The following is a 14043-nucleotide window of genomic DNA, read 5'->3' on the forward strand; positions in this document are numbered from 1 at the left end:
CAGTATTTACATAAATCATTTGAGGTTACTAAGTTTTTAATAAAGATTTATAATAAAATTTAAATCGTAGCTCAAGAAAAATACCTTTATTACTGAACACTGAACACTGAACACTGAACACTGAACACTGAACACTGAACACTGAACACTGAACACTGAACACTGAATACCAAAAAATGTCAGGCATATACATCCACATACCATTTTGTAAACAAGCATGTTTTTATTGCGACTTTCATTTCTCAACGTCTTTAAAGAAGAAGGATGCATTGGTTCACGCCTTAATAAAGGAATTGGAATTGAGAAAAGAAGTATTGGTAAATCATAAAATAGAAACCATTTATTTTGGGGGAGGCACCCCGAGTTTATTAACAGATAACGAATTGCAGTTATTAATAGATTCGGTTTATAAAAACTATTCGGTAATTAATAATCCCGAAATCACTTTAGAAGCGAATCCCGACGATTTAACCGATAACATTTTTGAGAAATACAGAGCTGCTGGAATAAACCGACTTAGTATTGGCATTCAGTCTTTTTTTGAAGACGATTTAAAAAACATGAACCGTGCACATAATGCCGAAGAAGCCAAGACATGCTTAAAAGTAGCCACGGAATATTTCGATAACATTACAATCGATCTCATTTACGGGATTCCCAATATGAGTTTGGAAAAATGGAATAAAAATCTTGAAATGGCTTTTGGTTATGGTGTTAATCATATATCTAGCTATGCACTTACAGTTGAACCCAAAACAGCACTAGATGCTTTTATAAAAAAGGGAAATTATCCGCCAATTGATGAAGCTTTGGCTCTTGAGCATTTTAATCATTTAGTAGATAAAACTAACGAACAAGGCTATGTGCATTATGAGATTTCAAATTTTGGAAAACCTAATTATTTCTCTAAACACAATACCAGTTATTGGCAAGGTAAACCATATCTAGGCATAGGGCCTTCTGCACATTCATTTAACGGAAATCAACGAAGCTGGAATGTGTCGAACAACTCAAAATATATAGAAGCAATTCAAAATAACGAATTGCCTAGCACACTAGAAACACTTTCTAAGGAAGATCAGTATAACGAATACATCATGACGGGGTTGCGAACCATTTGGGGCGTGTCTTTAAATAAAATAGAACAGAGTTTTGGAAACGATTATCTTCTCCATTTAAAAACATCTACAGAAAAATTTATAAACGAAGGCTTGCTTACCTTTTCGAAAGATTTTGACGAGAATCAAGATCGTATGGAGACACTAAAAACCACTCAAAAAGGCAAGTTTTTAGTAGATGGGATAGCATCAGAATTGTTTATCCTTAACTAGTTCTAGGTTGTGCAAAAACTAAGAGAAAAGTTACCAAAGCATTAAAGGAAAAAAGGAAATGTGATATTATTAAATAGTATAATCCAGAATTAAAAAACTTATATTTGAGGTAAAAGTATCTTAATTAAAAGATGCTGAAAGAAATTCGGCATACATGTTAGCAACAATTCAATACAAATCAAAAAAACTTCAAATAGACTTATCCCAGCCAATAGATATTTCTATACCGCTTAGGGGATCAAAAAACAATGTAAATGCGTGGTATGTAGATGCGCCAGTTATAAAACCTGCAGAAGACGATGGTCAGGTTATTAGTGTTTTAGAGGGTGCATGTGTAAACTTCAATAATATAGCTTTTAACCCACATGCCCATGGTACACACACCGAATGCGTGGGACACATTACCGAAAAAGTACACTCTATAAATCAGAATTTAAAGCAATTTTTCTTTTTGGCCGAAGTAGTAACCGCAGCTCCCGAAATGCTTAATGGTGATTTTGTAATATCTAAAAAACAATTACAATCTGCTATTGGAAATAAAAAAAGAGACGCCATAGTTATAAGAACCATTCCTAATACCAGAGAAAAATTAACAGCACAGTATTCGCACACAAATCCAACATACTTATTAGAAGATGCCGCAATTTATTTACGTGAAAAAGGCGTAAAACATTTATTAATTGATTTGCCTAGTGTAGATAAAGAAAGAGATGAATGTGAACTTAAGGCGCATAATGCCTTTTGGAATACTAAGGGCAAGTTACGTATGGACGCAACAATAACAGAGTTTATTTATGTGCCAAACAAGGTTGAAGATGGGGTGTACTTTTTAAACCTTCAAATAGCACCCTTCGAAAATGATGCATCGCCCAGTAAGCCTATCTTGTATAAAGTAATTAGTTAAGGAAGTACTCTAATTAACACGATAAAAAATAGAACGATGAAAACATCACTAAAGGTTGAAGAATTATTTATGTTTATTTTCGGGATATATCTTTTCTCCGGATTAGAATATAGTTGGTGGTGGTTTATTGTACTCATTTTAATGCCAGATATTGGTATGTTAGGCTATTTGTTGGGACCCAAGAAAGGAGCCTTTTTGTATAACCTTTTTCACCATAAAGCCATAGCCATTGGAATCTATTTTGTTGGGGTAATTACCGAAAGCAATATTATAAAACTAATAGGAATCGTATTGTTTTCTCATGCTAGCCTCGATAGAATTTTTGGTTACGGATTAAAATATTTCGATAGTTTTAAGCACACACATTTAGGACAAATAGGTAAATAACATATGGAGGCATTTTTAGGAATTATAATTGGAGTTTTGGTTACTTTGGGTATAGTAACTTACTTCAAGTCTTTTAAGAAAAAACAATTAGTTAAGGCACAGTCAACTTTACTTTTAGAAAAAATTAAAACAGTTTGTAAGTTTATTACGGTAGAAGGCGATTTTGCCGAAATCTATCATTATGAGGATGTTAAAGAGCGTTTTTTAAAACTAATATCAAGCAAAAAGAAAGCCTTGGTTATTGTAAATGCTAAAGCCCATGTTGGGTACGATTTGTCCAAGATTGAATTGGTAGCCGAAAACGATAAAAAGAAAATTTTACTGCAACATTTCCCGCAACCAGAAGTATTATCGATTGAAACAAATTTAAACTATTACGATAAGTCCGATGGCTTATTCAATAAATTTGAAGCAACCGATTTAACCGATCTACATAAAGAAGCCAAACAACACATTCAAGACAAAATCCCGGAGAGTGGTCTTATTCAAATAGCCCAAAAAGAAGCTCTGGAAACCATTTTACTTATTGAAACCATAGTGGAAACCATAGGTTGGAAATTAGATTATTCGGCGTTGAAAATAGAAGAAAAATCTATTAAAAAGATTCAATAATGATTGAGATTTCAACCGATAAAAGCAAACTTCAAATAGAAGCGATCCATAGGTTTTTAACCGAAACATATTGGGCTAAAGGCAGAACGATTCAAGCAGTTAAAACCTCTATAGAAAATTGCTTGTGTTTTGGCGTTTATAAAGAAGCTAAGCAAATAGGTTTTGCCAGAGTAGCCACCGATTATGTGGTGTTTGCCTACCTGATGGATGTATTTATTTTACCAGAATATAGAGGTAAGGGCTATTCCAAAGAACTAATTAAGGCGATACATGAAGAACCTCAATTACTATCATGCAAAACATGGATGCTTAAAACAGCAGATGCGCACGGTCTATATAAGCAATTTGGATATACGGAATTAAACAAACCGGAAATAGTAATGGAACGAATTATAAAATAATATGTCATTCCTGCGACTTGTATTGAACTTCCTGAACTGAATTTAGGATGGATGTTTAAATAAAGCAGGAATCTTTTTAATTGTAACTACAATTCATCAGCCAATAGGCCCCTTTTTCGTACTTCGACTACTGGAATATAAAAATAAAAATCATGCACATAGATCAACTAAGAGAATATTGTTTAAGCAAAAAAGGCACCACAGAAGAGTTTCCTTTTGATGAAGAAACACTGGTTTTCAAAGTTCTTGGGAAAATGTTTGCTCTAGCTTCCTTAAAGCGTTGGGAAGCAGGAGAAGCCTCAGTAAATTTAAAAGCAGATCCCGAATATTCCGAAGAGCTCAGAGCAGAATATAATAGCATTCGACCAGGGTTTCATATGAGTAAAAAACATTGGAATACCTTATATGTTCATGAAGGTGAATTGCAACCAAAACTAATATGTCATCTTATAGACCACTCGTACGATATGGTTGTAAAGGGTATGACTAAAAAAATGAGAGACAGTTTACTCTCAATGTAAAATAAGGTAAAATGTAAAACCATCGTTTTTTTATTGTATCTTTAGAATCTCTCAATCTCCATTTATATTTACTACATTCTTTTTTTTACTGATAAATAGCGCATAATAGGTTGTCCTAAATCTTTTAGTGTCCCATAATCTTAAAGTTGTATTGACTAATTCAATTATATAAACTTTAAATTTTAACAGATTATGAAAACAACCAACCAAATTTTTACAACTGTTATAGCAGCGCTATTATTGCTAAGCCCTGTTACTCTCCTTGCCCAAGAAGAAGCTCCAAAGCGTCCTGAACTTATTGCCGTAACTACCATGCATTGGAATATGGATATGGAAGATTTTGATATGAAAACATGGAAGGCTATCGAGAAAGAGTTCTTGGAAAAAGTAATCATGAAAAACGAATATATCATGAATGCTTCTGTTTATACGCATTTATTTACAGCAGACAATACAGAATTGATTTATGTGCAAACATTTGCTTCATGGGAAGACATGGGTAAGTTTGCGGATAGAAATACCGAATTAATTAAAGAAGCATGGCCCGATGAAGCCGAAAGGAAGGCTTTTATGAAAAAGCGCATGGCCTATTATGCTAACGAACACTCCGACGAAATTTATGCAACCGTACCTGGAGTTAAGTTAATGACCGAAAAGCCTACAAAGGATATGGTAACTTACGTTAGAAAAAATCATTTTTCATTTCCGGAGGATGGTACAAAAGAAGAGTTTAAAGCTCTGAAAAAAGAATGGTTTGATACCGTTATAAGTAAAAATGAGCATATAAAAGCATATTATCCGCATGTACATGCATGGGGATCTGATAGAACCGAATACATGGAAGCATTTTTTCTTGATTCCATGGGAGATTTAGATAAAATGTACGACAGAAATTCTGAACTATTGAAAGAAGCATTTCCAGATGAAGAAGCTAAAAAAGCTAAAGGTAAAGCATGGAGTAAATATTTTACTGGTGTTCACGGAGATTATTTATATACATGGATACACGATCTTTCTAAATAATGTGAAACGCTATATTATCTCATAGATTTATATATTGCTTATAAAGATTGTTTTGGCTTTTCGACTACGCTTAAAATAAACCGTAGCCGAGGTACTCAAATAAAATTTGACACCCTAAAAAGGAGAGATTCCCGCTTCAAAAGCTACGCTTCATATCTTCAGACAAAATATATTTTGTTTTTGATAGCGTTCGGAATAATACAGTTTTATAAGTAAAGTTTAGAGGCTGCTTGAAAAGTAAAATAGATATCACTTTAAGTTTTGTCGAAATAATTAATCCCTTTATTAATACAAATTTCGAAAACTTCAACCTGATAAGTAAATTGCTATGCGATTCATGCAGCTTCTTTTGTTTGCTATGTTAAACTTGTAGAACCTTTTATTAAAACGTAATATTGCAAAAACTAAAGTTAAGCATGAGCGTATTACAAACATTACAGGAAAGAAGTAACAATACCTGCGAATTATGCACCTCGACAGAGGGATTAAAACAGTATACCATCCCGCCGTCGTTAAACGAAAATGTAGCTAACGATGTGTTGGTTTGTAAAACCTGTTCAGATCAAATAGAAGGTCATGCAGAAATGGATGCAAACCATTGGAGATGTTTAAACGATAGTATGTGGAGTGAACATGCAGCTGTGCAAATTATGGCTTGGAGAATGCTACAAAGACTACGAAACGAAGGCTGGCCAAAAGATTTGTTAGACATGATGTATTTAGATGATGATGCTTTAGCTCTGGCGCGTGCCACTGGAGAACATGAAGATCCAGATAATAAGATTGTTCATAGAGATGTAAATGGTGTGGTTTTAAAAACCGGAGATGCCGTAGTTTTAGTAAAAGATTTAAAAGTAAAAGGCTCCAGTATGGTAGCTAAACAAGGTACGGCTGTTAGAAATATTCGTTTAGATCGTGACAATGCCGAATACATAGAAGGTAAAGTAGGCGCACAACAAATAGTTATTATTACTAAGTACGTGAAGAAATTGTAAGTCTTACAGCCTATACTATTCCAGTTCAATATTTTCAATATCCAAACGCATATTAATCATGTGTTTTTTAAACCCTGCTTTTTCGTAAGCTTTAATAGCGGGGATATTGTCGTTGTAAACATCAAGTCTTATTTCAAAAACATGTCGAGCTTTGCACCATTTCAATAAAGCATCAACAATCATTTTGTTTAGGCGTTTGCCTCTATGTGCTTCAGAAACATACATAAAACCCAGATAGCCTTGATGGGTATGTTTTAAATAATGTCTGTCTGTTTTAATTTTTGCATATCCAGAAGCCACAATGTTACCGTTAATTTCTGCAACAAACACTTCCGAATCTTCATGGGTTATTAACTCATCAATGTTGTAATAATTAATATCGCCGTCTTTTATTGTAGGATTAAAAGGACGTTCAGCAATAATAACACCCTGTTCGAATTCCAGTAAAACAGGTAAGTCGTTTAATGTTGCTTTTCTAACTATTATAGACATGGATTAACTCGAAGTGTCGGCAATAATCTTCCATTTGCCATCTATTTTTTTAAAGATAATCATAAAAATACCATCAGCATTTCCAACCTCACGCTTTAAATGATATTCGCCCATAACATAATAAGCACCCTCAGCTATCTTGGTAACCGCATTTATTCTAAAATTTAGCTTTCCGGTATGATCTTCTGTAGGGTAGGCTTTTTTGTACCGCTCTAATGTGTTTTCCCAACCATGAGTTACGCCATTGCTGGTATAAAACTTAAGCGAATCACTTTTCCAGTAGCTCTCCATAAATTCGTCAATATTATTATCGGACCAAGCCAGGCGTTGTTTTTTTAAAACTTTAAGAATAGCTTTTTTATCACTTTCCTCAGAAGTTTGAGAGTAACCGTTAAAAATAGAAACTAAGCAAAATAGTAATATTAACTTTTTCATTATTGATGCATTAAGGTATGTTACGAAAGGTAAAAATAACGAAATATTGATATTAATATGGTTACTTGTCGATGAAATTGACATTGAATTTTTTTTTATCCAGAGTTAAAATCGATTGATCGAATAATTAAGGTAGTAACTTTTTGTTTCTATACTTTTACTTCGAAATCAATCGATTAATATCCCTCATATCTATCATTGAGTAACTTAAAATATTAGAACTATGGATTTAAAAATTTCTAGCTGCAACAATTTTTTTAAGATTAAAGGTATCTTAAACAGAAACAATTTAGAGGTATTTCAAAACGAGTTTCAAAACATTTTTGAAAGAGTAAATAATCTAACTATTAGTATTCAAGATATAGAAAGTATGGACCGTTACGGTGTTAATGCTTTCGCAGCACTTCATAATGAAGCCATCCAAAAGAACAAAAATTTATCTATTATAGGTTTAGGGTGTAAAGACCTATATAATCATTTCAAGGCGGAAAACGCCGCATAACATAGAGATCTAGAAGGCGTTTTTTTGATGCTTGAAAAAGGCATCAGCTTGTAGCTGCATTAGTTCTCTCGTTTTTTTGCGCTTATAAGTATACAATTCGTCTTCACTCTCTATGTCGTTATAAATACGGTCGTTAATAGCATGATCTGCTTTTAACAAAGCTTCACGTTGATTTTTGTTTTGAAGCACATTGGTTTTAACGGCTGTTTCCTGATCTTCTAATTTATAGTCGTAAGCACTTTTTGGAGCTAGTAGTTTTGCGATTATAGGAGAGGTTTCAATCGCTAAAAACAATAGAAAAATAAAAAAGGAAGGTAGCCAAGGCAATTCACCTAATGCATTTACGCGAGCCATTAAACCATCAAAGTTATTAATAATGGGTTGCGAACTTGCCACTTGGGTTTCATAATCACCCTTAAGTAAAGCAATTTGAGTTTCTATAGCTGTTATTTTAGCTTTGTTTTCTATTTTTAATTGTTGTAACTCAGTGAGTAAAGCATCATGTTTGTCTCGTTTTTCTTTGTAAACAGGACCTTTGCCTAATAATTTAGTGCCAGCGGTTCCTTCTGCCTCAGCAATATAAGTGTCGTATAGAGCATTTACTTCAGCTTCTTTGGTATCTATATCGTTTTGTAAACCAGCTATTTCATTTTGGAGCGCTTCAATAGAGGGTGTGAATTGCTCTGAAATTTGATTCTTATTAGCTAGCGTTAGCGCATTCTTTTGTTCGAGTAACACCTGATTGATTTCTTTTTCAAAAATCTTTAATTCTAATGGCTTCGATATTACAATCGCAATAATAATAGCTAGAATTATTCTGGGAGATGCCTGTATAAGTTCATCTGTAAAATTCCCGGTTTTTTTAATGGTAGAGACGATATATCTGTCTAAATTAAAAATAAGTAATCCCCAGATGAAGCCAAAAACAATGGCTGTAAATACATTGTCGAAAACCGTATAGAGGGCATAGCTAGCGGCTATAAAAGCCATAACTGCAGTAAAGAAAACAGTGGCGCCAATACCTGCATATTTGTTTTGCTCGCCTTTTGAACATTGTTCCAAAATGTCGGTATCGGAACCCGAGCAGGTAATAAAAAATTGCTTTAACATAATTCGTTCTGATTTGATTGATTGACTATTAGAACGTAAAGCCCACCTATTTGTTACATAATCCTATATAAAAGATGAGGTGTTTATGTTTTTTTAGACCGAATACTTTCTATAATAACCGTAGAAATAATTAATGTGCCCCCGATAAAAACATTACGATTTGGAATCTCTTTTAAGAAAATAAATGCTAGGATAATAGCATAAAGTGGTTGCGTGCTAAGAATAATGCTTGCAGTACTAGCAGAAAAGTGTTTAAGACTTTTTATAAATAAGCTATGGCCTATTGCTGTTGCTAATAGAGCTAACATTATAATATACGGGTATTGCGTTTTGATTTCGGAAACCCCTAAGAAATATAAAGCTGGAGATAAAACAATGGTAACCACAAAAAGCTGATATACCATCACCATGGTGCCATTATATTTATGAGAACTACTTTTTAGAATAATGTTTCGCAATGAAAATAATAAAGCGGATATGACTCCCCAAATAACACCTTTTACATCAGATTTTGCAATATTAAACTCTGGTACCAGCATATAAATACCAATTAAAACCAAAGCGCCTAAAAGCAGATGGACTTTATTGAACTTTGTTTTTGTAAGCAAGGGTTCGAGTATAGATGTTAACGCAGGAAACGTAAATAACGATAAGACACCAATTGAGACATTTGAAATTTTTATTGAATAGAAATAAGTCACCCAATGACCTGCTAGAAATAAAGCGCTTATAAAAAATGTTGATTTATCTCTTGTCGAGTATATTTTTAAACTGATTTTATTTACTCTGCAGAATAGGTATAATATAATCAAAGCGAGCGAAGAACGCCACCAAATTATAACTGGGGTAGGCATATCGATATACTTTCCCAAAACGGCAGAAGAACTTATTAGCAGGGTCGCAAAACTAAGTTCCAGAACATTTTTTATATGTTGGCTTTTCATGATGTATTCGGAAGTCATATAACAAACCTAACCCCGTTAAATTTGTCTGTTTTTTTAAGAGCCAGGTTAAAGCGTGTTATATATTGAAGCTTCAAAAATAAGAAACCCGAAAAACTATTTAGATAATTCTACAAAGTATTTATAGAACAAAGGAATCGTTTCAATCCCCTTTAAATAATTAAAGATTCCAAAATGCTCGTTTGGTGAGTGAATGGCATCACTATCTAAACCAAAGCCCATAAGTATGGTTTTACTCTTTAGTTCCTGTTCAAAGAGGGCCACAATAGGAATACTACCACCACTACGTTGTGGAATAGGTGTTTTACCAAAAGTATCTTGATATGCTTTGCTGGCTGCCTTATAACCTATACTGTTTATAGGAGTTACATAGCCTTGTCCACCATGGTGTGGGGTTACTTTTACTGTTACACCTTTAGGGGCTATGCTTTCAAAATGATCCTTAAACAGTTGCGTTATGTTTTCCCAGTCCTGATGTGGCACCAAACGCATAGAGATTTTTGCATAAGCTTTACTTGCAATTACTGTTTTAGCACCCTCACCTGTGTAACCTCCCCAAATACCATTAACATCAAGGGTAGGGCGGATGGAATTACGTTCGTTGGTTGTATATCCCGTTTCGCCATAAACGTCGTTTATGTCTAATGCTTTTTTATAATGATCTAAACTAAATGGCGCTTTAGCCATTTCTGCCCGTTCTTCATCAGACAATTCTTCAACATTATCATAAAATCCAGGTATGGTAATATGATTGTTTTCATCATGAAGTGATGCGATCATTTTGGTTAAAACATTTATAGGATTAGCCACAGCACCTCCGTATAAACCAGAGTGTAAATCACGATTAGGTCCTGTAACTTCAACTTCAACATAACTCAGTCCACGTAATCCTGTTGTGATAGACGGTACATCTTGAGCGATCATACCGGTATCTGAGATAAGAATAACATCGTTCTTTAGCTTTTCCCGATTGTTTTTTACAAATATACCAAGGTTAGCACTACCTACTTCTTCTTCACCTTCGATCATAAACTTTACATTGCATGGTAGTTGATTTGTAGATGACATAAACTCCATAGCTTTTACATGCATGTACATTTGTCCCTTGTCATCGCATGCACCACGAGCAAAAATAGCACCCTCAGGGTGTAATGCAGTTTTTTTAATTACAGGCTCAAAAGGTGGTGAATCCCAAAGATTTATAGGGTCTGGTGGTTGCACATCGTAATGACCATAAACCAATACCGTAGGAAGGTTTTTATCTATAATTTTTTCGCCATATACGATAGGGTATCCATCTGTTTTACAGATTTCTACAGCATCGCAACCGGCTTTCTCTAAACTGTTTTTAATAGCTTCGGCTGTTTTTAAAACATCATTTCGGTAAGCAGAATCGGCACTTATAGAGGGAACTTTAAGTAGTTCTATAAGTTCATTTAAAAATCGATCCTTGTTTTCCTTTATATATGATTGAATGTTATTCATGAGATTAGTTGTATAGTTTTATGAATGGAATAATTATTTAAACGGTCATATTTGACATATTTAGACAGCGTTCAACACGGTATCTTCTGTTAAATCTATAACTAGTAAGGGTATTCATTTAGTTGCGTTCAGAGCATTAGAACTTTGATGGTAAAAGTTCCATTCAAAAATATGAAAAAAAGAATGTTTTTGAGGGGTAATACCCATACGATTATTGGAGTGTGATAATTTATTTTATAATTTAATTATATTGAGTTTGCTATTTAAAAATCTTAATTTATATTTGCAGTCCTTTTGCGGGCGTGGTGGAATTGGTAGACACGCTAGACTTAGGATCTAGTGCCGCGAGGTGTGAGAGTTCGAGTCTCTCCGCCCGCACAGCAAGGAAAAAGCTTCTCAGCAATGAGAGGCTTTTTTGTTTCCATTAGTTTCGTGGTACTTGGAAGAGAGAAAAAGTTAAGCTTACAATTCCAGAAATAATAAAAATCAACAGTTTAAAAGATTTTAAAGAAAAGGTCTAGAAAGTCAAACTTACTTTTTAGACCTTTTTTCGTTTCTAGCTTCGCATAAGGTGTATATTATGTTTTTAGAGCTTAATATTCCGAGGTAGTAAAATTCAGGATTTTATTTTTGGAATTTAATACCTCGGTAGAAGCCCACTAAATTATTATTCCACAATTACTCGATGCACTTCATCTATTTCCTTTGCCCTAATACGTAGTACATACAAGCCTTTTTTCAAATTAGAAACATTCATTTTAGTATCCGCATTAAGTTCCTCAAACTTTTGGGTAGATAATAAGTTTCCACTGAAATCATAAAGTTCTAGAGTTACAGGCCCAATATGCTCATTAGATATTGCTTTCTTAAATACATCTTTTGGGGAAATATTGAATGCGGTGTTTGATGGATTAGGGTGGGCCATCATTAACTGTTGCCCTCTAAAACTTGCACAACCCTGAGGAACGATATCAGTTCCTGACGAAGTAACACCACAAGGTGTATTGGCTTCCACTCTTATAGGACCTCCATTACAACCAAAGTTTACTGTAGTAAAACTTTGATAACCTGAGTATAATAATGTGCTTGCCCTGTAAATTTTAAATGGAGGGCTGCCACTGGTAATTGATACATCTACTTGTCCATAAGGGCCAGTTCCATTCCATGTAAAATCTACTTTTCCTCCTACAGATAGATTTCGCCTTACCTGAAAAGTATTTCCGCAACCATTGGGAGGTGTTACTGTTGCTGTAATCCAACCACTGCCAGAACCGGTATTCCGGAATGTACAAGGGTTGGATCCTTGGGATGAAACTCGTTTAATCTTACTACTAGAGCTCCATGAAATGGTTGAGCCTGCGGGTAAATTATTAAGTGTGTATTTTGTATTCGAGCAAACAGTTGAACTGCCAGTAATGTTCGGTGGTCTAGAGGTGTTAGTGGTTGTTGCTCCGCTTCCGCAAGGATCTAGCCAATTACTTAACCTGGTTGCATTAGTACCACCACCAGTCCACGAAACATTAAACCTTCCATATTCAGCTCGGGACTGTGCGCAATAGCTTAGTCCGGAATTGTAACTTTGGTTTCCATGAAGTTGTCCAACGATTCTTCGGTCTTGATTAAAAATAGGAGAACCAGATGACCCATGTTGTACAACCCCATCATCAAAATTAAGACGCCAATGATTATTAGCACCGTTCCAGCTGGATGTTAGAAAACCATTATTTTCAATTGAAATCTTCATTACATCCCCAGCTGGATGATGAATTCCCGCTCCACTATTTGGTGTAGCGGCACCTCTGTCCCAACCTGCCAAAGACATTTGGTTATTCCCTATAGGAGATTGGTCGAGTTCCATTAATAAGAAGTCGGTGTTAAACCACCCAGCCCTAAATGTTGCATCGTTATAAGTAAAGCTACTCGCAACTGTTGTGCCACTACATGTAGTATACTTAAATTGAAATTTAAACATCCAATCTTCAGCAGCGTTTCGTTCACCCGCACTCACAGCTCTATTAGAATTTGTGTCAATACAATGAAATGCACTTAAAAAGTATGGGCGAAAACTTTGATCAGCACTCATTATTAAGGAACCACTGCACCATTCAGTGCCATTTGCCAACAATACCAAACCAACAGCATCTGATTGTAAATCCCAAGCAGAAAAACAATTAATATTATTGTTACAAGATTCAGAAGCACCAGGACTACCGTTTAGCATTTCTCCCACCCCTCTGTATCCATGTACAACTCGTTTTATTCTAAGATTAGAGCTTTCCTTTTTATTTTGGGGTTCATGAATATAAAGAGTAACATGCTCTCCATGAATTAAGTCGGTTAAAAAAACACCTTGAGTCAAGTTATTCAAATGAGTTACAGGGCCATATACGACGCTTCCTGTGTCATTATAAATATATAGCTCAGCACCTTCGATAAGATGTAGTTTGTCGAATACAAAATTTATGGATTTAGCACCTTTCGATTCAAATGCCATTGCCCATATTCGTTTATCATCAACCTCTTCCCAATCCTGTGCTTTTATATCGATATTTACATCAAAACCTTTACCAAAGCGATAAGGTTTTATTTCTCCCTCACTTTCACTATCCTCGTCTACCATTCTTTTTAGGTTGAAACTTGGTAGTAAAGTGCTTTTGGTAGCTTTAAATCTCTTAGGAATGTTGGCAATCCTATTCTTGCCATTTTTTTCAGGGAAATATTCAGTTTTGATTTGCCCATAGCTAAATTGGGTCGAGGTCATTAGGAGTGTTAGAGTTAAAAATAGTAGCGTTTTTTTCATATCATGATATTTAAATTAATTACTAATTAACAATGGGTTAGATATAAAAATCGGGAACTAAAGTTGTATTTAAAGGATGAAGA

General features: G+C 34.5%; 15 protein-coding genes and 1 tRNA gene. 10 read left to right on the forward strand and 6 right to left on the reverse strand.

Annotation, left to right across the window (positions count from 1 at the left end; all coding sequences use genetic code 11):
* Nucleotides 1-176: 176 nt before the first annotated feature.
* The 8 genes from hemW (at nt 177) to C1H87_RS16160 (ending at nt 6174) form a co-directional block, all read left to right on the forward strand.
* Nucleotides 177-1331, forward strand: coding sequence for a radical SAM family heme chaperone HemW (gene hemW, locus C1H87_RS16125; RefSeq protein ID WP_102756803.1), 1155 nt, complete (start codon nt 177-179; stop codon nt 1329-1331).
* Nucleotides 1332-1485: 154 nt separating this feature from the next.
* A complete protein-coding gene (locus C1H87_RS16130; RefSeq protein ID WP_102756804.1) occupies nt 1486-2235 on the forward strand; it encodes a cyclase family protein in 750 nt (249 codons plus the stop codon).
* A 36-nt stretch (nt 2236-2271) separates the two neighbouring features.
* Nucleotides 2272-2622, forward strand: a complete 351-nt coding sequence (locus C1H87_RS16135; protein WP_102756805.1) for a DUF4260 domain-containing protein — start codon at nt 2272-2274, stop codon at nt 2620-2622.
* Nucleotides 2623-2625: 3 nt separating this feature from the next.
* Entirely contained in the window at nt 2626-3234 is a 609-nt protein-coding gene (locus C1H87_RS16140; protein WP_102756806.1) for a DUF4230 domain-containing protein, read from the forward strand.
* A complete protein-coding gene (locus C1H87_RS16145; RefSeq protein ID WP_102756807.1) occupies nt 3234-3635 on the forward strand; it encodes a GNAT family N-acetyltransferase in 402 nt (133 codons plus the stop codon). The genes C1H87_RS16140 and C1H87_RS16145 overlap by 1 nt, the downstream gene beginning before the upstream one ends.
* 152 nt (nt 3636-3787) lie before the next feature.
* Nucleotides 3788-4156: an MmcQ/YjbR family DNA-binding protein gene (locus tag C1H87_RS16150; protein ID WP_102756808.1), complete on the forward strand. Its 369-nt coding sequence runs from the start codon at nt 3788-3790 to the stop codon at nt 4154-4156.
* A 192-nt stretch (nt 4157-4348) separates the two neighbouring features.
* Nucleotides 4349-5179 carry a hypothetical protein gene (locus C1H87_RS16155; RefSeq protein ID WP_102756809.1) on the forward strand — a complete coding sequence of 277 codons (831 nt, stop codon included), beginning with the start codon at nt 4349-4351 and terminating at the stop codon, nt 5177-5179.
* A gap of 416 nt (nt 5180-5595) precedes the next feature.
* Entirely contained in the window at nt 5596-6174 is a 579-nt protein-coding gene (locus tag C1H87_RS16160; RefSeq protein WP_102756810.1) for a PhnA domain-containing protein, read from the forward strand.
* A 15-nt stretch (nt 6175-6189) separates the two neighbouring features.
* Here C1H87_RS16160 and C1H87_RS16165 read toward each other — a convergent pair whose 3' ends face one another.
* Complete coding sequence (locus C1H87_RS16165; RefSeq protein ID WP_102756811.1) at nt 6190-6666, reverse strand: GNAT family N-acetyltransferase; 477 nt, start codon at nt 6664-6666, stop codon at nt 6190-6192.
* 3 nt (nt 6667-6669) lie between these two features.
* Nucleotides 6670-7101 (reverse strand): YybH family protein, encoded by a 432-nt coding sequence (locus C1H87_RS16170; RefSeq protein ID WP_102756812.1) that lies wholly within the window; start codon nt 7099-7101, stop codon nt 6670-6672.
* Nucleotides 7102-7324: 223 nt separating this feature from the next.
* Between C1H87_RS16170 and C1H87_RS16175 the strand changes: the two genes are divergently transcribed.
* Nucleotides 7325-7603, forward strand: coding sequence for a hypothetical protein (locus C1H87_RS16175; protein WP_102756813.1), 279 nt, complete (start codon nt 7325-7327; stop codon nt 7601-7603).
* Nucleotides 7604-7612: 9 nt separating this feature from the next.
* On the opposite strand, the gene C1H87_RS16180 is transcribed toward C1H87_RS16175, so the two are convergent.
* From C1H87_RS16180 to C1H87_RS16190, 3 genes are all read right to left on the reverse strand, one after another.
* A complete protein-coding gene (locus tag C1H87_RS16180; RefSeq protein ID WP_102756814.1) occupies nt 7613-8713 on the reverse strand; it encodes a DUF4407 domain-containing protein in 1101 nt (366 codons plus the stop codon).
* Between the two features lie 83 nt (nt 8714-8796).
* Entirely contained in the window at nt 8797-9657 is an 861-nt protein-coding gene (locus C1H87_RS16185) for a DMT family transporter (RefSeq protein WP_102756815.1), read from the reverse strand.
* 114 nt (nt 9658-9771) lie between these two features.
* A complete protein-coding gene (locus C1H87_RS16190; protein WP_102756816.1) occupies nt 9772-11160 on the reverse strand; it encodes a dipeptidase in 1389 nt (462 codons plus the stop codon).
* Between the two features lie 296 nt (nt 11161-11456).
* On the opposite strand from C1H87_RS16190, the gene C1H87_RS16195 reads away from it, so the two are divergent.
* A tRNA-Leu gene (locus C1H87_RS16195) sits at nt 11457-11538 on the forward strand.
* Nucleotides 11539-11827: 289 nt separating this feature from the next.
* Here C1H87_RS16195 and C1H87_RS16200 read toward each other — a convergent pair.
* The gene (locus C1H87_RS16200; protein ID WP_102756817.1) at nt 11828-13960 is read right to left on the reverse strand and encodes a T9SS type A sorting domain-containing protein; all 2133 of its coding nucleotides are present in this window, start codon (nt 13958-13960) and stop codon (nt 11828-11830) included.
* Between the last annotated feature and the right edge of the window lie 83 nt (nt 13961-14043).

Source organism: Flavivirga eckloniae (genome assembly GCF_002886045.1).
Classification (GTDB): Bacteria; Bacteroidota; Bacteroidia; order Flavobacteriales; family Flavobacteriaceae; genus Flavivirga; species Flavivirga eckloniae.